We start from the raw sequence: 19,650 nt of genomic DNA, 5'->3' as shown, positions 1-19,650 counted from the left end.
TTACATCCTATTGCTTACTCTTTGCTTACCGATGCTTGCAAAATATTCCTCTGCCAAAATGCTGTAAATCTCCAGATCCACCAGCCCTTTACCTGACCATACATGCGCCTGCCTTAACGTGCCTTCTTTCGTAAAGCCATTTTTCAAAAGCACCCGCTTCGATCGTTCATTAAAGGGCATAACCTCAGCTTGAATTCGATTGACTTCTGCAGTCTCAAATAAATATTTCACCACTAACTGAATGGCCTGAGCTGCAATCCCTTTGCCCCAATAAGGTTCCGCCAAAAAGTAACCGATCGTCACCATATCCACCTTTTGATTAAAATCCATAACTTCGATGATACCTAGCAGTATGTAAGGGTTATTTTTGAGGAAAATCCCCCATTTCACTCTTACCCCTTTGGTAAAATCACGTTCGAAATGACCAATCATATTTTTGACTGTATCTTTATTATGTTTCGGAATAATCCCACAGTACTCAAACACTTGATCATTGCTATATATCCCAAATACCTCATTAAGGTTGCTGACTTCAATCTTTTTCAGTAATAATTGCTCGGATTCCAAAGTAGGGAATTGCTCAAATACGTGACTAAGCTTCAATTTGTTCCCTCCATTACTTTTTGATGGCTTGGATTAAGGTTGCAGTTTGATTTTTTGTTTCCTTTATTATCCTTTCCTTTATTATCCCCGGACACTTCCCCTGTACTGCGCGGTTCTAAGCTCACGAATATAAGGCTCAGCAGCTGGCATATCTGCCTCAACGGCCTGTTGAACGGCTAACTCGATGTCATAAGGCACTCTTACAAATTGCATATTTAAAGGAGCTGCTGACCCTCCCATGTATTCTCCCTCCATAATCACATAAGATGCCTGGGTTAAATCAAGCGGATTCCCCACACTGCCTACATTAAATAAAGTCTTGCCTTCTAGATGTTGAATAAAAGCATTATGAATATCCCCGTAACCTACGATATCCGCTTGTCGTTTCTCCTGGCAGAGATCAGAATAATCAAACAAAGATAATCGCTTTTCATAATCATCCCAAGGTTGAACACGTTCATACAGGCTTCGTGGCGAAGCATGAAATAATCGCACAAATTTACCACTTATCATAAACTCAACCGAAAACGGCAACGTGCTTAAATAATCTAGACGGTCTTGACCTAATAACCCGCGGCACCACCGAGCCATCTCAAAATCAACATCCTGATTCATTAAATCATCCCAGTTCCCCATAACACTGATTTCACAATTCTTTTTTATGATATCAACGGCTAGATCTGAGTTCGGTCCTTTTCCAACAATATCGCCTAAACAAAAGACTCTGCTGATTCCCCGTTGCTGGATGTCATCTAAAACGGCCGTAAGGGCCGGTATATTTCCATGAATGTCTGAGATTATTGCAATTTGCTCCACTGTAGAACCTCCGTATATATTGATCTTTAAAAAAGTTACTTATCCTAAGTCTAATTGTACTGCATCAGCGACTGTGGCTCATTTATAGGGCTTTTTTGCTTCTCATTTTGCTACTTTGGATGATTTCAGCCAAATCTGAGGCATTTATACCGTACATTTCATCATTCCAGCGACTTCAGCCCATTTCTACGGCATTTATACCGTACATTCCACCATTCCAGCCACTTCCGCACATTTCAACGGCATTTATACCGTACATTCCACCATTCCAGCCACTTCCGCACATTTCAACGGCATTTATACCGTACATTTCACCATTTCAGCTACTTCAGCCCATTTCAACGGCATTTATACCGTACATTTCACCATTTCATCCACTTCAGCCCATTTTAACGGCATTTATACCGTACATTTCACCATTTCAGCTACTTCAGCACATTTCAACGGCATTTATACCGTACATTCCAACATTCCAGCCACTTCAGCTCATTTCAACGGCATTTATACCGTACATTTCACCATTTCAGCCACTTCAGCCCATTACAAAGGCATTTATATCGTACATTCCACCATTCCAGCTATCTTGTTCTAGTCCCACTTAATCTTTTGTAAACTTTATGGATTGTAAAATATCCTCTATCCTCTTCATGTCTTCTTTATGTACTTCATCCACACTGTAAGGGAACTGCACCATAAATGACATTTCCGGTTCCTCAATAACGTAATAGATAGCTTTCCCTTTACTCCCTTCCTCTTCGAATACTTCAGTTTCGTACTTTATGGACTCTAACCCGCCTAAACTAGCTTTACTTTTTGTCAGCTCCGCCCCGTTGTTGTAATTCGTTTGGGCATCCCCGAGCCATTTGTTGACAAGCTCCATATCCTTAGGCTTAAATCCAAAGAGCATTACTCCTGGACCTTTAAGTCCCTCAGCAGGTTTATAATCAGTCGTAGAGACTATCAACCATAATGGCGCTCCATACTTCTCAGTTACAACCCAATGATCCGGATAGTTAAAGGTGATTCCAAAATTCGCATCCTCATATTTAGTGGTATCCCTTGATTCATTACATCCGGTAATCATTACCATAATTAGTAGTATAGGCAGTAATTTCTTTAACATTCTTTAGCTCTCCCTCAATGTATGTATGTATATTATCTTTAATCCGGCTTCTAAATACAGATTCTATATTCCCTCTTACTTCCCTTCTTTGTCCATAAACCTAATTAAGCAAAAAAAGACCAGAATCACGTTTTCACATGTTCTGGCCTTCCTTCTAAGCTATGATATGGAGTAATCATAATTCAGGCATTTCATTCACAATCTGCTCCAATGTAACCTCCTGGAGAACATTCTCCATTGCTTTTTGGGCGAGTGAGAACACAGGTACAATTGCACTGGCTATATTCTTGCCAACAGGACAATCGGGATTAGGATGCTCATGGACAGAAAACAACGAGTCCTCTTCCACCGCATTAACTGCTTTATAAATCTGCAGCAGCGTAATCTCGGATGCGCTACGTGTAAGCGAAGCACCTGCGACTCCGGGGCGGGCATTTACTAGTCCTGCTTTTTGCAGCATACTCGTAAGCCGACGGATAACTACAGGGTTTGTGTTTACGCTACCAGCTATCCACTCCGAAGTGCTTTTGCCTTCTTTATTGCTGTCAATCAACGTTAATATATGAATGGCTACCGCAAATCGGGTGCTAATATTCATAGAAATCTCTCCTTCTGCCTTGCTGCAAAACATCATTCAGATGCAACTATAATAGTTACATTTCATGCGTTTGTCAAACTTTTGAGGATATGAACAACTTAAAATCTATCAATATTCTCCATATAGATTAGGATGGTATATTTTCATGAAAAAAGATCGCTGGGCAATATTTTTAATAATAACAGTTGTCTTTGAATTTATTAATATAACTTACAGTTTAATATTCGAACAATCCATAGAATGGTTTTCTTTGATTATATTAATTCTCTTTGTTTCTTTAATTGTTAATTCTAATATAAGTAAAAACAAAAAAATGATTAAATACAACTGCCAAATGGCACTCGTATCCTAAGTATCTTTTCCTATGTTATCGAATTCCTTTAGAATCTCAGCCACCTGGGCAGCATATTTTTTACTCAGACGCGATTTGCCAAGATTACTCTTCACAATCTTAATGATTCGGGCATCTCGGCTCTTTGCAAATCTCTCCAGCATAACAAAGCCTTCTTCAGGCTCATTCGCCACAAATACACTCAAGCTGTATTCAAGTCCCTTAGATAATACACGAAAATGCTCAGTATCCTCATGTTGCACTCCCCTACCATCTATACTCTCCATGATTCGGGCAGCCAACTGAAGACAATATAGCGTATTTTCTTTCTTTTTTAAAAGAGGAGGATGCGCTAATGCCGCTACAAAAGCCCGTTGTTCAAGCCTGTTCGCACCTTTTTCCCACATGTCAATCAGCTGCCTGAGCAGGGTGAAATCATCCTCCCCTATACTTTGCAGCGCCATAGCAGACGCTTCACGCACCCTCCATCGCGAGTCATTCATAGCTGTCTTAATGCTGTTTTGAATCACTACTTGCTGCTCTTCTCCACCGTAACTGTAATAAGCACCGAACGCCCTAATCGCACAAAACGGCAGAAACTCACGGGGATCATTCACCCCAGCTTCAGCTTCAGTAATATTAGTCCAAGAGACGAGCAGCTCCCAGCCTGTATCTGTTAGATTAGGATGCGCGAATTGTTTGGCGAAATGGTCTGAGAGCTCCAAATTCACTCGTGGTCCTGGGAGTTTACTCTCCTGCATCATCAAATCATTAAGCTGTACCCACAGCTCCTTATCGTTTACCCATTGCTGAAACGGCACTTCAATCATCTTTTGCTCAGCCATCTCTGGTCCCTCCGATAGTTATCTTCAGATTCGAACGATTCCTTGCATCGCGTATGCGAGTTTCCTGTTCCATCAATATTTGATCAAATCTCCAGCATTAATCACTCATGGACATTTTACATCACATCAATGGCTTATGCATATAACCGATGAGGGAATATTAACACCATGGCAGAAAACTTCAAATCTAGATAAAGCGAAAACGTGCAAGACAAAAAGCAACTTATCTGTAGATAAGCCGCTTCTCTGTAACAAGTTCAATATCACCTAGGCTTAGATCGTTAAAAAGCATCCAATAGTTGCATGCAATCCTGGTGAAATTGGCATTGGTTTACCACTGAAACCTCCCCGGGAAATAAGGGGTTTTGCGCACATACGGCTAATTTATATTTCTCATCAATATGATACTGCTTAAAGTGATACAATCCGATTGCGTCATGGTTCTCCAATTGAATTCCGTTGTTTAAACGAAACGAAAACGAGTTCAATGGAAGAGATAATCCCTTCCCTATCGCTTTGATATAGCTTTCTTTAAGTGTCCAAAGGTCAAAGAACAGACTCATCCGGCCCATCTCTTCACATTCCGTCAATTGGACATATTCATCTTGCGAAAAAAAACGCTTAGCAATATTAAGATCGGCTTGCTGAATCTGCTCAATGTCAATACCGATCGGCAATTCATCCAATGCGCAAACCACCCATTCTCCTGAATGCGAAATGTTAAACTCTACAGTACCCCCCCTTTTTTTAGGGAGGGTTTTCCGTAGACATTTGTAATAAACTCGATATCGCGGTTGTTCACTTTTAACCGTTTATTTAAGCTTACACGAACCAGCAATTCAGCAATAAGAGAATGCTGCAACGCTTCCACTCTTTTAAAGCGTTTAAGCCGCTCTCTCTTTTGTTGGGGGATGCGCCACATTAATGTTTCTAACGCAGGTTCAGATATTAGCTCAGCCACCTTCACCCCGAAGATCTCCATCGCTCATCGCTACTCCTTCAGCTCATAAGTACTTGCGAATCCTATTCATGAAAGGACAACACGTCATTCTCTATAAAAGCAGCTTTCTCTACAATTTTCCGCTTATAATTCCTTACTTTTGCATCATCTTTCTCTCCTTGAAGTGCAAAAAAACTATCCCGTGTTTCATCAGAAATTCCCCAGAATTTTTGCATCACCAAGGAAGTATGCATGTAGCTTTCTTCACCATCTTTATAAATTCCAAAATCAAAAAGCTGTTCCTTCACCTGTTCATATAGCTGTGTGCCAACATAAGGAACATTGATATTTATCACATAATTATCAGCCTTTAAGGCTTTAAAAAAAGGTAACATCTCTATATAATCTTGGTCATTGAATCCAGGGCATCCCAGCAAAATATAGGCTGTCCGTTTGATTCCCGCCTCCGCTGCCATGCGGAAAGCTTCCTCGACTTCCGTCAATCTAATTCCTTTATTCACCACTTGCAGCATCCTTTGGTTGGCCATTTCCACACCAAATTTCAAATGCACGCACCCCGACTGCTTCATCTTATCAAGGATATTCTGTCTCACACAAATGTCCACGCGCGCCTCTGCCCACCAGTGAAACTCAGGGTACTCCTCTTTTAGTTCAATCAGCAATCTAAGCATTTCTGAAGTGCGTTTGCCTAAGCCCGGCAGAAAGATCATATCTGAGAAATAAAATCCAAATACATGCATACGTTCAATGCGGTAGCGGATTTCGCTAACAAAACGTTCGGGAGACATAAAGGAGACATTGCAGCCGCGCAGCGAGGGCTGATAACAGAATGTACAGCGTTTGGGGCACCCGCGCATAGACATAATGTAGTCCCAGTCTTCCGGCTTATTTTTCTGCGCTAAATATGAATCTGTCAGTATCGGAAGATCGTTTAATTGCTGGGCCCATTTAACAGGCAGCATTCCCCTTGCATTCCCCTCTACTACAGAAACCGCAAGATCCTCGCCTTCTCCAACAATGATCGTATCCAAATCAGCCGTGTCCTTCAGCTTGGCATGTTTAAGCAAATGTCCATAACCAATACAGGTAACCTTATCTCCCCATCTCTTCTTTATCTCTTTTGCAAGGTATGCACAGGACTGAGTACTTCCAAGTTCGACAGTAGGCATCAGAACATCGCCAACACCAATAAACACATAATCAGGCTGAAAGCGCTCTAGCTCATTTATGACCATATCAAAGCTTTCATGCCCCCGAGTACAACGTTCCTGCATAAGCCAGCTGTTCATAGTCATACTGTACCGCTCTGTATAATCATGATCATCTGGAGCATTATCGCCATTAATTAACGTGACTGCATGACCCCTACGATGCAATATCTCCGCTATGTAATGCATAGCAGGACTGATCCTATTGTTTTTCGACTCAATAAGCCGGTAAAACGGGGGAATAACACAGGCTACTCTTTTACTCTGACGATCTGCCATTGATTTCGGCCTCCATTGTTAAATTTTAGTGAAACTGAGGTCTGAATCTGAGACGATGGAAGAACCGACTTTGGCAGCGGAACCGGGAAGTGTTCCAAATCTGGCACCCAAAAAACTGGCAGAGAATTGGGGCATCCAGCCATGCACATTAAAGCAGCCATTTCGGTCAAAACCGGCAATTAACATTCCCGAACGGTCGTATCTCCCTCTTGGAAGCCAAATCCAGTATTCCGAATCCGGGGTATTACCTGTCAAGAATCTCACTCTAGCCACGAAAAGAAGATACCTTTCCAAACTAAAGTTAAGATGCCCGCTGTCTTCCACTAAGTGTGCAACCTCTAGCCCTGTGTGTTTCATTAATGAAGGCGACAGCGCAGCCGCTGTTCGAATCCAGCAATCTTCCTGCTCCGTTGCGGCTGTCACAAGTGGATCTTTTAAGGCCCAGCTTGAAATTCTTGTAAGCTCACCAATCTGTTCCCGTGTAATTCCCTTGGGAAAGCACAAAATAATTTCTCCATTTTCTCTCGATGAACGAATCTCTTCGCTTGTAAAAGGACAAGGCGATAGTTCGAATTTTCTGCCAATGATCTGATCTACCCCCATCCCACGATACCAGGATTCAAGCTCCAGACGCAGCATTTCGGGATCATCCGGTGAATGCTCAAGGTTTGCGGTAAACCGTTTGAGATCCGTCCGCTGAAGCACATTTGCGTTTAGCATATTATCTATAAGCCTTAACATTTGGTTCTTAGAGTTCTCCATTTCAATAAACCTCCTATACTTCTAAATCTTGTAGTATTCATTAATTTTTCTGCCTGCTGCAGTTAGCCAGCGATTGGACCGCAATGATGATATGTCTAATGTTTGTGCCGAATTCCCGGCTATTTCTTCACTGATTAGGAGTCCGGCGGCCGGGCTGTGCATAAAACCATGTCCGCTGAATCCTGACGCATGGTAAAACCCTTGGATTTTGTTATCAGCGCCCAGCACCGGATGGGAGTCCGGCGTGTCATCATAATACCCTCCCCAGCAGGATTTGATGGTTGCTTCCTGGAGACGAGGCAGCCGACGAAGAGCAGCTTCCAGATGTTTATATTCCCATTCCGGGTCTGAGTAGCTATAATCCGGATCTTCGCATCCCCCTGCAACAAAGGGCTTATTTAAGCCCGTTAACAGACCGCCTGTCTCCTTATGTAAGCCCAGACCTTCCCCGGGGAACACAATAACGGGAAAATCGGCGGGCAGCCATGGGAGCACATCTGTAACCAACAACTGCTGATGGCAGGGGATTACCGGCAACTCAATTCCGGCTTTAGCAGCCACAAATTTGGACCAGGGGCCCGTAGCATTTACAACAACTCGCGAAGTTATCGCTCCTTCTGACGTTACCACTTGCTGTATCGCGGAACCGTCAGTAATAAAGTCCGTTACAGCGACTCCAGGATAATATTTGACACCCAGCTCTCTGGAGAGCCGAATATACGTGCTTGTAATCTTATTGGGATCGATCAATCCATCCTGCTTATTGTAAGTTGCACCGGTTACATCCTCTAGAACCAGCATCGGCAGCTTCTTTTGAATCTGCTTAGGCTCCATCCATTCCGTTTGCACACCCAACCTTTGCTGCAAAAGCATAGCATCATAAAACTCAGAAAGATTATCTTGTGCCGTGAAAATAAACATATATCCGCACTGGTCCATTTCATCCTGAACAAGGTTATACGAATCAAGCTGCTCCAGCAATCGAAAACTTAACTTGGACAATTCAATATTTATCTCCGTTGTAAACTGACTTCGCATCCCGCCTGCGCAGATAGATGTGGTTGCTCCGCCTAAACTTTCGCTTTTCTCAAGCACTACCACATCAGTTATTCCTTTTTTGGCTAAATAGTAGGCTGTACACGCCCCGACTGCCCCAGATCCAATAATAACAACTTCACATTTATCGGGTATCACCGAGAATTCTCCTTTTCTTCTATTTTGCTGGTTACAGTACTAAATTCTTTCAAAAGCGCTGACAGAAGCGCGCGCTCTTGCACATCGATACTCTCCACTGTGCGTGCAGCGATCCGCAACAGGTTAAGGTCAGGCTCAAGATGATATTTCACCAAAATGTTTCTGAGAATAAGAGTGGTTTCGTATATATCCTCATAGCCTTTCATAATGAAATCAGAAAGGTTATATCCACATTGAGATAAATATCCAAGCCTGTTAACCATGCATTTTTTGTGCTCCCAGAGTAAATGAAACGGACGAACACAATAGAAAATTTCGTTACGCGCCAACCTATCTAAATAGTCTAGCAGCGCTCCATACACCTTCATTCCCCAACACGAACCTCCATCTGTTCCCGGGCAGGTTACCATGGTTTCTGGCTGGCGTGAATAGTAATAATCCGCTAGGCTTGCGATCAGTGTAGTTGGCTCAAAATGCATCTTATCAGCTTCATTTAGCCGGACAGAGCGAATCGAACGCCGTTCGAATGCATGAGCGCGCAGCGATGATATGATCTGATCGGCGGGAAGCTCATGAAACTCGAAGATTTTATCGTAATCCGAGCCAGCAATACTAAATGTATGACTAAGATCATCATAGCCGTATATCATAAAATTCCTTTCGAAATGAACCTTATTAAAATAGTGCTTACCTTCTATATAAAATTCATCCAAGCTTACTTCGACATACTCCTTCTCGGCCAGACAATCCAAGATCTGTTTTACAGCAACACGTTCAGGACCAAGCCTGATCTCTTTCAAATTCAGATAGGGGAAATGCCCCAAAGATTGCTCGGGTGACAGAAATTCAAGATCCATCACATCCATATTCGCTCCAAGATATAAATGAATATAATGGTTATGCAGCCAATCCATCTTTCTAGAGCAGACTTCCACTACACTGAGCAGATGAGAGCTGTTCATGCTGCTGTTCACCATAGGGTACTTGATCGGCAGGTTAGGCATCTGTGGCACATCCTTCACCATTTTTACTCCAGAGATATGCCGTTAAATCTCCAACCGTAGGAAAATGTCCTGCTACCAAAAGGTAAGGATCAAAGTCCAATTGCAACGCCCGCTCAACTTCAACAATAAATTTGATGTAAGTAAGCGAATCCATTTCCAGATCTGTGAACACACTTTCGGGCTCCAAGGAAATATCACACTTTACAAATAGGCGCAGCAATACCTCCACCCGCTGTTGTATTTGGTCCATCATATCCTCCCTGTCCATCATTTATCTCTGGCCTAATGTTCCTTCGCCTACTTGCAAAATTTCTTCCAATGACATTCCTAATTGAGATAACACTGATTTCGTCAGCTGTCCCTGGGCTGCAGCAGAGGACGGTTCAGCAAGCATGTCCGCCATTCTTGCAATCGTAAATTCGCCTAGGTACAACTCCATAATAGTTATGTTTGTATTGAATCTTTTGTTGACAATACTAACTAGCTTTAGAGCTAATAACGAATGGCCGCCCAGATCAAAAAAATTCTCGGCAATGCCGATCGCACGGCCCTCCAAACTCAACAACTCTTGCCAGATAGATTCTATCTCTGCCTGAAACTCATTTTTAGGAAGTAGAGCGCTGCTCGCTTCTTTAAATCTAACATCAGGCAGCGGAAGCGCCTGGCGATCAACCTTACCATTTCGATTTAACGGAAATCTCTCAAGTCTCATAAAGATGCCAGGAATCATATAGGCCGGCAAATAAGCTCTCGCATAGTTTCGCAGCTCCGCAGCGGCAATCTCTTCATCGCTCACATAATAGGCAATCATAAGCTGCCCCCCGTTATTCTGCTTGAGCGGATGGACAAGAGTCTCTTTGATCCGGTTGTAACGGCGAAATACGGCCTCGATTTCACCCAGCTCTATCCGCGCACCGTTGAGCTTGATTTGTTGATCTGTTCTTCCCCCATAAATAATCGTGCCGTCTTCGAGGAATTTGCCCATGTCTCCTGTGCGGTACAGACGTTCAGCAGCAGGATGTCTGGAGTAAGGATTGGGTACAAAACTGCGGTTGGTCAGCTCTTCATTTCCGATGTATCCTAGGCCCACTCCTATTCCACCAATGCATATTTCTCCGTAAACCCCAACGGGAACCGGCAGAAGATATTTATCCAGAATGTAAATTCGGAGATTGGAAATCGGTTTGCCGATCGGAACACTTGAATGGCCTCGGCTCTCCGCACAGTCCCAGCAGGTTACATCAATGGCCGCCTCAGCGGGCCCGTACAAGTTGAACAAATGCGCAGCGGATTTTGAGAAAAAAGAATCACGTAATGTGGTACTCAGCTCTTCTCCACTGCAAATGACATTTTTAAGTGAAATGCAGCTTTCTATTGGAAAGGAGTCCATAAACTGCTGCAGTAACGCCGGAACAAAATGAATCGTCGTAATATGCCTCTCGACAATCACATTCCCAATATATTCAGGATCATGCGGTTTATCCGGTCGGGCTAATACCAATTCCGCTCCATGCAGTAATGGCCACAGCAGCTCCCATACTGCCACATCAAAAGTGAGCGGTGTCTTCTGCAGCACTTTATCGGTCTCATCCAAACCAAACTGCTGCTGCATCCAAAGAAGCCGGTTGTATAATCCCTCATAGCTGTTCATCGCGCCCTTCGGGGTTCCGGTTGAACCGGAAGTATAGATAACATAGGCTAAATCGCTGGGTTCGACCGGCTCATTGTGCACAATTTCACACCTTAAGTCAGCTGAATAAGAGCTAATCCCGACGAGGACCACATTATGCATCGGTTTAAACAGAGCCGCATATTGTTCCTGGGTGATGATCAGTGCACACGACGACTCACAAATCATATGGGCCAGACGTTTGGAGGGTAGCTGTGGATCAAGCGGCATAAATGCCCCGCCGCATTTAATTACCGCCAGAATTGAGGTGACTAGCTCAACAGATCTCTCCAAGCCCAACCCAACAAGGCTGCCACGCCCGATCCCCAATTGCATCAGCCTCGAAGCAAGCATATCTGAGGCCAGATCAAGCTCCTCATAACTCATGTTGTCTTCTTCGCTCAAAAATACAGCCCGCAGATGACTATGCTTCGCAGCTTGTTTTTTGATCTGGCTTATGAACCTTCGGCTGTCCAGACAGCCGAAATCCGTACAAGTATCATTCCATTCGTAGATCACTTTATTGATTTCTTCCGCGGTCAAAAACATGTGGCTGCTAACCGTAGCCTCCGGTCGCTGCAGCAGCTGCTGGAGAATGTTAATGTAGTGGTAATGGAATTGCCTCAATGAGGCCGCGTACCATTTATCATTGTTGTATTCGTAAAATAGTTGCACTCCGCTTCCGGTATCATTAAGCCCAATCGTGAGGTCAAAGGCCGAAGAGCTTTTATCTGCCTTTAACGCTTCAACAGTTAGGTTGGATAACTCCAAATCCGTTTTGCCGCTCTGCACATAAGTAAACATCGTTTGAAACAGCGGATTTTCCCCTGGCCTGCGATCTGGATGCATAATACTGACCAGCTTGTCGAAAGAGACTTGTTGATAGGCAATGCCCTCATTAATTGTTTCTTTCTCTTTATTCAATACTTCAAAGAAGCTGTCTTCAGTCTGCACATTGGTGGTGAGTGGCAAAGTATTGGCAAAAAAACCGATAAGATTCCTTACTTCAATGCGGTTACGGTTAGCCATGGTTGAGCCGATAATCAGGTTAGACTGGCCGGTATATCTAAACATCAGGACCCGGTAGGCTGCGAGCATAACGTTATAGACCGTGAATTCGGGGTGACGTTTTATAAAATCCAGCATTTCATTATAGGCATCCTGCGGCAACTCTCCCCCATAATTGCACTCCGAATCGGTTGGCCCAGCAGCTTCAGGCATTGCCGCAAGGTTTAAATCAAGCCGTGTATCTGCCGAAGCTAACTTGTTGCTCCAATAATCCATTAGTGTTGGATTGCCGGCATTTGCAATATATTTTTGTTCCCAGACCGCATAAGCAGAATACTGTACCGGCAATTCAGGCAAGCGTGCCACCCTGCCTTCTTCCAAAGCGTTGTAGATCTCCCTGAATTCATTTGTGAAAATATCCAGAGACAACGCATCTGAAATGCTGTGATGGAAACGAAATATCAGTAAATGCTCGGTTGGGCTCATCTGCACCAGTACCGTCTCAAATAAAGAGCCTCCATTTAATTCGAACGGTTTATTAATCTCCATTGCCAACCAATCCAGCGCCTGTCTCTCCATCTCTGACTCAAGACAATTCAGCCGCTCAATCCTGACCGCTGCGGGCTGTGGAACCGTCTTTTGGTAAGGCTCCCCGTCTTTTTCGTAAAATACAGTGTCTAAAATTCGATGCCTTTCCTTCAATATACCCAGACATTCAGTCAAGTGTTTATAATTCAGACAACCCTTCAAGCGGTATTGTATCGTCATATTGTAAGCGGAGCTGGCAGGGTTCAATTGATGCAAAAACCATAATCTGCGCTGAGCGCCGCTCAGCGGAATATCGGTTAAATCGGAATCAGCACGGATAGGAGGGAGACTTCTATGCATTCGCTCGGCCTGCAGCAGCGCTTCCCAATTTGATAAACCTCGAGTCATACTTCATCCTCCCGATTCTTGGAATTAAAAATCATGCATCAGGAAATTGCCTTATCATTGAGCAACACTTTAAGACAGTTAATAATCGTCAAGGGAGACTCAAAGGTCTCTGGAGTGAGACAGTTGTCTGGAATCTGAACCCGGAAGACCTCCTCCAAATCGTACAGAAGATATAAAGCCCGGAACGAATTAACTCCCCATTCGGTTAAAGTTCTGTTCAAATCAGCAGCCTGTAGCGTCTCTTTCTGCTCTACTGAGGGTAAGGCTCCATTTTTGCGGATTAGTTCCATCACTGTCGCTTGGATATATTCCTCATCTCTGTTCATAACGGTCAAATCCCCTCGTTTCCCGTATTATTTTTCGATTAAGAAATTGCCGACCGCCAGCGCATCCATAGCGGAGGTATAGAAGGTTTTGATGGCGTCGTATGGAGTCTCACACACCGGTTCTCCTCGTGTGTTAAGCGATGTGTTCATTATCAGCGGAATTCCAGACAACTTATAATGCTCGGCAATAAGCTGATGCCAGACCGGATTCACCTCGCTTCGAACCGTTTGCGGTCTGGTAGATCCATCTACATGCACGATGGCAGGAACAGCCTGCCTTCTCTCTTCTTTGACTGTGTAGGCTTTCAGCATATACGGCGAATACTGCGCCTCCTCCACCAACCAATCCGCATGTTCATCCATAATACTTGGCGCCAGCGGTCTCCAGGATTCTCTGAATTTGATTTTTTGATTGACTTTTACATATGAATCATAACTTGCAGGACTGGCTGTTATGGAACGATTGCCCAATGCCCTTGGCCCCATCTCGGCTGCGCCTTGGAACCAGCCAATGACTTTACCTCTATCAATCAGTTCTGCCGTCTGCCGGCAAATATCGGATGAATAGTTATACTTCAAACCAAGCTTGTTTAATACCTCCGATATATGGTTGTCATCATAGGAAATTCCCCAGTAAGGAGTCTTCAGTCTGCCCTTTACAGGGAGAACGGAACGTTCTTTAGAGGCAATCATGGCAGCTCCAATACAGCCCCCAGCATCATTGGTTGCCGGTAATACGAAGATTTCATCGAAAATTCCGAGGCGTTCCAGCCTTCCATTCGTCGTACAATTGAGAGCAACACCTCCGCCTATCACCAAATTTTTACTGTTGCCTTGCCGGATGGTCTGCTGGCAAAGATGCACAATAGTGTCTTCCAGCGCCTGCTGCGCCGATGCGGCAATATCTTTGTGCTTCTTGCTGTATTCGACCGTATAATTGAGCCCGCCATACAGTGTATTATTGCTATAGATACGCTTTGGAGGATCACCGAATTTACGGTACATTTCCTTCATCCATATTCGGGTCAGCTTGTTATACTTATCCTCCAAACCAAGCGAACTATCAGGTTCTCCGATAGGAATCTCGTACCCGTCTTCCGTCAACCGTACAGAAAAGTCATAGACTGACTCTCCATAAGAGGCTAATCCCATCAGCTTTCCTTCTCCCGATGCTCCAAGCTGTAAATAATCACTGACGATGGAATAAAAAAATCCAAGCGATTGTGAAATCCCGTATTCTTGCTTAACCTCAATATGCTCATTCTTCCCATAGGCTACTGTGGTTGAAATATCGTCACCTTGTCCGTCCATAACCAAAATCACCGCATCATCGAACCCGGATAAATAGTAGGCACTTGCCGCATGGCATAAATGGTGGCTGACCGAAATGATAGTGGGCATTTTTTTGCCTGATAATACCGGGTGCTTCTTGAATTTCTCCAATATCCCCAATTCTTCCGCTTTTTGCGGGTCCCATGATAAAGCAATCAGATCGATATCTTCAAAAGCAACGCCCGCTTGTGACAGACAATTGAGGAGCGACAAAACCGGGGGCTCTCCGTAAGCATGTTTTTTTCGGCAAAAACGCTCCTCCTCAGCATAGGCCACCAAAACGCCATCATGAACCAAACATGCCGCTGAATCATGTCCTAGCCCACCGCTTAAACCAAGAATTAACACGTATACTCCCCCTCTAAGTTTTGTTGATATTGATTGAGAAGCTGATTTACAATTCGACCTGTTTTGGAATTCTTGATTTCCGCGATGTTCTCTGGTGTGCTTTCACCCAAGACTTGTCCCCCCTCCAGGCCTCCCTCCCGCCCCATGTCAATAATCCAGTCCGCCATGACTAAGACATCGGTATTATGTTCTATCACAACGACAGAATTACCCGAGTCGACCAACTGCCCAAGCATATCAATCAGCTTAATCACATCATGCGGATGCAGGCCTGTTGTTGGTTCATCAAGCAAGTACAAGGTGTGGTGTCTACTGCTTTTGGAGAGCTCTCTGGCCAACTTTACCCGTTGTGCCTCCCCGCCGGACAAGGTGGTTGCCGGCTGGCCCAGAATTAAATAATCCAGTCCAATACGGCACATCACATCCAGCTTGTTATATACGGATGGTTCATCCGCGAACAGTTCCATCCCTTCTTTTACAGAGCAAGCCAATACATCTGAAATGCTATGGTTTTTATACTTTACATCCAGAATCTCCGGCTTAAATCGTTTGGTCCGGCATACAGGACATGGGGTCTCAACCGACGGTAGGAATTGCAAATTCACTTGCACAAGCCCTGCTCCCTGACAGCGTTCGCATCGGCCGCCGGGGACGTTGCAAGAAAAGTGTTTGGCCTGGAGATTACGCATTTTCGCTTCAGGCAGCGCAGCAAAAATATTCCTTATCGCCGTGTACACATCTGTGTAAGTTGCCGCGTTTGATCTTGCAGTCTGACCGATAGGGGATTGATCGAAGCTAATGACCTTATGCACATTCTCCCAGCCCTTAACATCTGCATAGGCATCAGTCTCGGTGCTTTGGGTAAAATGAAGCTGTGCGGATCGAGCCAGGACGTCGAACATAAGAGTCGATTTCCCCGACCCTGATACCCCGGTCAGCACAACGAGCTTGCCCAACGGGATATTCACACTTACATCCTTAAGGTTATGGCGATTCGCATTTGTAATCTCAATGCATTTCCCGTTCCCTCTGCGGCGCTGTTCAGGAAGAACCACCGTATCTTTACCAGCGAAATACTGCCCGGTCCATGATCTGCTGCACTGAATCAGCTGCTGCACGGAGCCAGCCGCAACCACTTCTCCCCCTTGCTTGCCCGCACCCGGTCCGATATCAATAAGGTAATCGGCCGCCCGCATAACATCCGGGTCATGCTCGATAACTAGAACCGTATTTCCAAGATCACGCAACTGCCGGAGCACCCGGAGCAGACCTTCGGTATCTATCGGGTGAAGGCCAATTGTCGGTTCATCGAGAATATATAAAACTCCTGTTAAGCTAGCTCCGATTAATGAGACGAGCTTAAGCCTCTGCATTTCTCCCAGAGATAAAGAAACGGTGGAGCGGTCCAAGCTTAAGTAGCCGACACCCACTTCAATCAAGCGAGCCAGCTTTTTTTCCATTTCGGAAACGATGTTCATAAGCGGATCCTGACTTCCCCCTAGCTGTTGAGCGGACACTTTACGCAACCAGCCAAGCAAATGGAAGAGCGGCATTGCAGATGCTTCGGTGATACTTTTCCCGGCTAGCGTAACCGCTCGACTGTCTGCGTTCAGCTTCGTACCGTGACAATCCGAACACTCTTGCAGATGAAAGAATTTTTCAATCTTCTCTCGATAGTCCGATTCGTGTCCACGTTCCTTGTATCTGCGTTCCAGGTTGGTCAGAATCCCCTCGAATCTTCCCTCTGCAGCATAAGTTGGAGGGGTCTTCCCAGGAAAATGCCTGATAAATCGCTGGCTGTATACACCGAAATACAGCAGATCCCGTTCGACCGTGCCCAAATCTCTCAAGGGTTTATCAGGATCAAACACAAATCCGTAATAGTTACCGGCTGCAACCAAATTATCGGCCATTAACTGTGCTCCATGAGGATTGCTCCCCTTAAGTGCACACTGCTTCAAGCTGAGGCTGTCATCGAAAATTTCTTGTAAATTCGGTTTTCGTTCAACCCCCAAGCCCATACAAACCGGACATGCGCCTTCAGGTTTATTGAAAGAGAAATGGGACATGGTCAATGCTCTAAGCTCATGGCTGCACTCTGGGCACACGGCTTTGCCCTCATCGGAATAGGACATAGGAAGATCATGAATCTCTGTTTCGATCGACTCATAGTTTTCCTGCCAGATGTCAGCACTACTTGAACCCTTGACTTGGCTTCCGCAATTAGGACAAGCTCTTTCTCCGCTTTTGGTAAACAATATACGAAGCAAGGTGTACAAATCCGTTGTAGTTCCAACGGTTGACCGGGGATTTCGGTTAGTGTGGCGCTGGTCAATACAGATGGAAGGCGACAACCCTTCAATAGAATCAACCTTAGGTTTGTGGATAAAATCACTTATCATACCGAGCGAATCCATGTATTGCCTCTGACATTCCTGCTGCAAGGTATTCATGGCAAGCGTTGATTTGCCGGAACCAGACAATCCAGTTAACACCACTAGTTTGTTTCGGGGGATAGACAGAGATATATTTTTCAGATTGTTTTCTCTCGCACCTTGAATTTTAATCCAGTCATTCAATGTGATCGGCTCCTTCATGAGACATCGTCATATGCTGCCGTATGAATGTTATCCATTCGGTCTTCGCTTCAGAAATGTTCATCAGCTCACTGAAGCATGATTCATGGTTAAAAGCTACTAACAGATTTCCTTGCATCTTTGATGCTGGTTTTCGTTTTTTGCCGCTCCATATTTCTCCTTCAAAAAAACAATAGCTATCTTCATCAGTTATACAAACCCCGCCTTGAGACTGGTGGCTTTGATTTAACCAGACATACACCAACACTGTAAGGGAAGCCGGATCGGCGGTACCGTGACGTATTACTTGGTCTGCAGTCATCAGTCGGTCGTGTTCCCGAAATATTGATTTCTTCTTCAATAAATCCACATACTCAAAAAAATGCTGTTTCGTATTATAATCGCTCAGAAACTGACGAACAAGCGGACTATTCATAGATGCCAGAACATAAGCCTGCGGTTTTGTTACTAATAGTGTCTGATAAGCATATTTGGCGTACGTATATACAGAATCCGGCAGATTGCAGCTGTATCTCAGCATCGTTTGACGCAGCAACCGATGAAGTTGCAGCGGGTCAGCGCATTCTTTTAAACTGGGCATTGGGCATTCATCCATATTGCTAATTCCCGTTGTTAGCGGACGTGAGAATTTAAACACAATGCCATCCTTGAACCAGTTATTTAATCGCTCCACCGTCCGGCCTGATAAATTCGAACTTCCGGCAGCAGACCAATACTCCCTCTCATTGAACAGCTTGCTGATTTCGGTCTGATAATAGTAAGTACCTGCATTTAATTTAACAATCCGGTCTGTGAAAAACAGGTATGCCTCTCCAGTGATGGAGACGAGCAAACAATCGTAATTAACTAAACGGAGCTGGACGATATCCGAAGCCGCCAAGCCGCATAATCGGAGCACCGCAAAATAAAATGACATAAGCGGCGTACAATTAGCGGTTAATGGAAAGTGATCTTCTGCCAAGGTCAACAGTTCATCATAACTAAACGTTGGAGCAGTAAATTTGCTTGACCAGCTGCTGTTACGATCAGGCCGCTCAATCTGGAAATTGATATTTTCACTTGCAAAATGATATAAGGACTCCAGCGTCCCTAGAGCGGTTGGCTGAAACAGCAATGCTGCCAGATCAGCTACGCGCAAAGACAGCATATTGGATAGAATGGCCGCACATTCCAATTCAGAGTGCACTTCCCGGGAACGTATATTTCGTGGAATTGCCCGAGCGTATAAATTCGCCGGCAGAGGATCGTTGCTGTTTCTAACAATCTCCAATTCCGCTTCATTGGTCCACCAGAAGAGATCAGTCATGGAATAAGTATCGTAATGAATTAGATCGGCTTCGGCCGAACCAAACGGTAGCCAGCTTTTCTCGATCGTTACAACCTTCCATTCTTTTTTGTCTTCAACATAGCGCATAGTATAAATATGCTCATCCTTTAGCTGGTCAAACTGTTCATAAGTAAAGGTCAAAGTACAAGCAGCAACAATTTCAGCAAGACTTATTCTGACATTTCGTACGTTAAATTCTATGCAAGTCGGAACTGTTTTTTGTAAATACCCATGGAACCATGCCCGCTGTGATTCAGCTTCCATTTCATCTTCGAAATACTGGGTCTCCAGCCAAAGTTCAATATCTCCTGTTGTTAAAGCACGATGAAGACAGTCGAGCAATGTAACGGAAATGGCGGATGTATCCAATGTCTTATCCACAC

The 19,650-nt window shown here is 44.4% G+C and carries 19 protein-coding genes; 1 reads left to right on the top strand and 18 read right to left on the bottom strand.

Annotated elements, in window-relative coordinates:
- The 5 genes from NYE35_RS12080 to NYE35_RS12060 form a co-directional block, all read right to left on the bottom strand.
- The gene (locus NYE35_RS12080; protein ID WP_341121110.1) at positions 1-603 is read right to left on the bottom strand and encodes a GNAT family N-acetyltransferase; all 603 of its coding nucleotides are present in this window, start codon (positions 601-603) and stop codon (positions 1-3) included.
- Positions 604-684: 81 nt separating this feature from the next.
- Positions 685-1,419, bottom strand: a complete 735-nt coding sequence (locus NYE35_RS12075; RefSeq protein WP_341121108.1) for a metallophosphoesterase family protein — start codon at positions 1,417-1,419, stop codon at positions 685-687.
- Positions 1,420-1,594: 175 nt separating this feature from the next.
- Entirely contained in the window at positions 1,595-1,729 is a 135-nt protein-coding gene (locus NYE35_RS12070) for a hypothetical protein (protein WP_341121106.1), read from the bottom strand.
- Positions 1,730-2,017: 288 nt separating this feature from the next.
- Complete coding sequence (locus NYE35_RS12065; protein WP_341121104.1) at positions 2,018-2,542, bottom strand: hypothetical protein; 525 nt, start codon at positions 2,540-2,542, stop codon at positions 2,018-2,020.
- Positions 2,543-2,717: 175 nt separating this feature from the next.
- Positions 2,718-3,140, bottom strand: a complete 423-nt coding sequence (locus tag NYE35_RS12060; RefSeq protein ID WP_076100677.1) for an Rrf2 family transcriptional regulator — start codon at positions 3,138-3,140, stop codon at positions 2,718-2,720.
- 145 nt (positions 3,141-3,285) lie between these two features.
- On the opposite strand from NYE35_RS12060, the gene NYE35_RS12055 reads away from it, so the two are divergent.
- Entirely contained in the window at positions 3,286-3,492 is a 207-nt protein-coding gene (locus NYE35_RS12055) for a hypothetical protein (protein ID WP_076147195.1), read from the top strand.
- On the opposite strand, the gene NYE35_RS12050 is transcribed toward NYE35_RS12055, so the two are convergent.
- From NYE35_RS12050 to NYE35_RS11990, 13 genes are all read right to left on the bottom strand, one after another.
- The gene (locus tag NYE35_RS12050) at positions 3,489-4,316 is read right to left on the bottom strand and encodes a hypothetical protein (protein ID WP_339211810.1); all 828 of its coding nucleotides are present in this window, start codon (positions 4,314-4,316) and stop codon (positions 3,489-3,491) included. The genes NYE35_RS12055 and NYE35_RS12050 overlap by 4 nt on opposite strands.
- A 281-nt stretch (positions 4,317-4,597) precedes the next feature.
- Positions 4,598-5,014 (bottom strand): 4'-phosphopantetheinyl transferase family protein, encoded by a 417-nt coding sequence (locus tag NYE35_RS12045; RefSeq protein ID WP_341121102.1) that lies wholly within the window; start codon positions 5,012-5,014, stop codon positions 4,598-4,600.
- A 29-nt stretch (positions 5,015-5,043) separates the two neighbouring features.
- The gene (locus NYE35_RS12040) at positions 5,044-5,283 is read right to left on the bottom strand and encodes a hypothetical protein (RefSeq protein ID WP_341121101.1); all 240 of its coding nucleotides are present in this window, start codon (positions 5,281-5,283) and stop codon (positions 5,044-5,046) included.
- A 56-nt stretch (positions 5,284-5,339) separates the two neighbouring features.
- Complete coding sequence (locus tag NYE35_RS12035; protein WP_076105502.1) at positions 5,340-6,764, bottom strand: B12-binding domain-containing radical SAM protein; 1,425 nt, start codon at positions 6,762-6,764, stop codon at positions 5,340-5,342.
- 18 nt (positions 6,765-6,782) lie between these two features.
- Positions 6,783-7,526, bottom strand: a complete 744-nt coding sequence (locus NYE35_RS12030) for a hypothetical protein (protein WP_038570138.1) — start codon at positions 7,524-7,526, stop codon at positions 6,783-6,785.
- Positions 7,527-7,547: 21 nt separating this feature from the next.
- Positions 7,548-8,720, bottom strand: a complete 1,173-nt coding sequence (locus NYE35_RS12025) for an NAD(P)/FAD-dependent oxidoreductase (protein WP_036685941.1) — start codon at positions 8,718-8,720, stop codon at positions 7,548-7,550.
- Positions 8,717-9,724: a hypothetical protein gene (locus NYE35_RS12020; RefSeq protein ID WP_036685938.1), complete on the bottom strand. Its 1,008-nt coding sequence runs from the start codon at positions 9,722-9,724 to the stop codon at positions 8,717-8,719. The genes NYE35_RS12025 and NYE35_RS12020 overlap by 4 nt, the downstream gene beginning before the upstream one ends.
- Positions 9,717-9,974, bottom strand: a complete 258-nt coding sequence (locus NYE35_RS12015) for an acyl carrier protein (RefSeq protein ID WP_036685937.1) — start codon at positions 9,972-9,974, stop codon at positions 9,717-9,719. Before NYE35_RS12015 ends, NYE35_RS12020 begins: the two co-directional genes overlap by 8 nt.
- Before the next feature lie 21 nt (positions 9,975-9,995).
- Complete coding sequence (locus NYE35_RS12010; RefSeq protein ID WP_341121099.1) at positions 9,996-13,337, bottom strand: non-ribosomal peptide synthetase; 3,342 nt, start codon at positions 13,335-13,337, stop codon at positions 9,996-9,998.
- Positions 13,338-13,375: 38 nt separating this feature from the next.
- Positions 13,376-13,663 (bottom strand): hypothetical protein, encoded by a 288-nt coding sequence (locus tag NYE35_RS12005; RefSeq protein WP_036685933.1) that lies wholly within the window; start codon positions 13,661-13,663, stop codon positions 13,376-13,378.
- A 27-nt stretch (positions 13,664-13,690) separates the two neighbouring features.
- On the bottom strand, positions 13,691-15,343 hold the full coding sequence (locus NYE35_RS12000) for a carbamoyltransferase family protein (protein ID WP_036685931.1): 1,653 nt from the start codon (positions 15,341-15,343) through the stop codon (positions 13,691-13,693).
- The gene (gene uvrA / locus NYE35_RS11995) at positions 15,337-17,922 is read right to left on the bottom strand and encodes an excinuclease ABC subunit UvrA (RefSeq protein WP_341121098.1); all 2,586 of its coding nucleotides are present in this window, start codon (positions 17,920-17,922) and stop codon (positions 15,337-15,339) included. Before uvrA ends, NYE35_RS12000 begins: the two co-directional genes overlap by 7 nt.
- The gene (locus NYE35_RS11990; protein WP_341121096.1) at positions 17,915-19,648 is read right to left on the bottom strand and encodes a hypothetical protein; all 1,734 of its coding nucleotides are present in this window, start codon (positions 19,646-19,648) and stop codon (positions 17,915-17,917) included. The genes uvrA and NYE35_RS11990 overlap by 8 nt, the downstream gene beginning before the upstream one ends.
- Between the last annotated feature and the right edge of the window lie 2 nt (positions 19,649-19,650).

Source organism: Paenibacillus sp. FSL L8-0494, from assembly GCF_038003695.1.
Classification (GTDB): Bacteria; Bacillota; Bacilli; order Paenibacillales; family Paenibacillaceae; genus Paenibacillus_AQ; species Paenibacillus_AQ odorifer.
The sequence above is the reverse complement of the archived record's forward strand: the minus strand, read 5'-3'. Positions and strand labels throughout refer to the sequence as shown.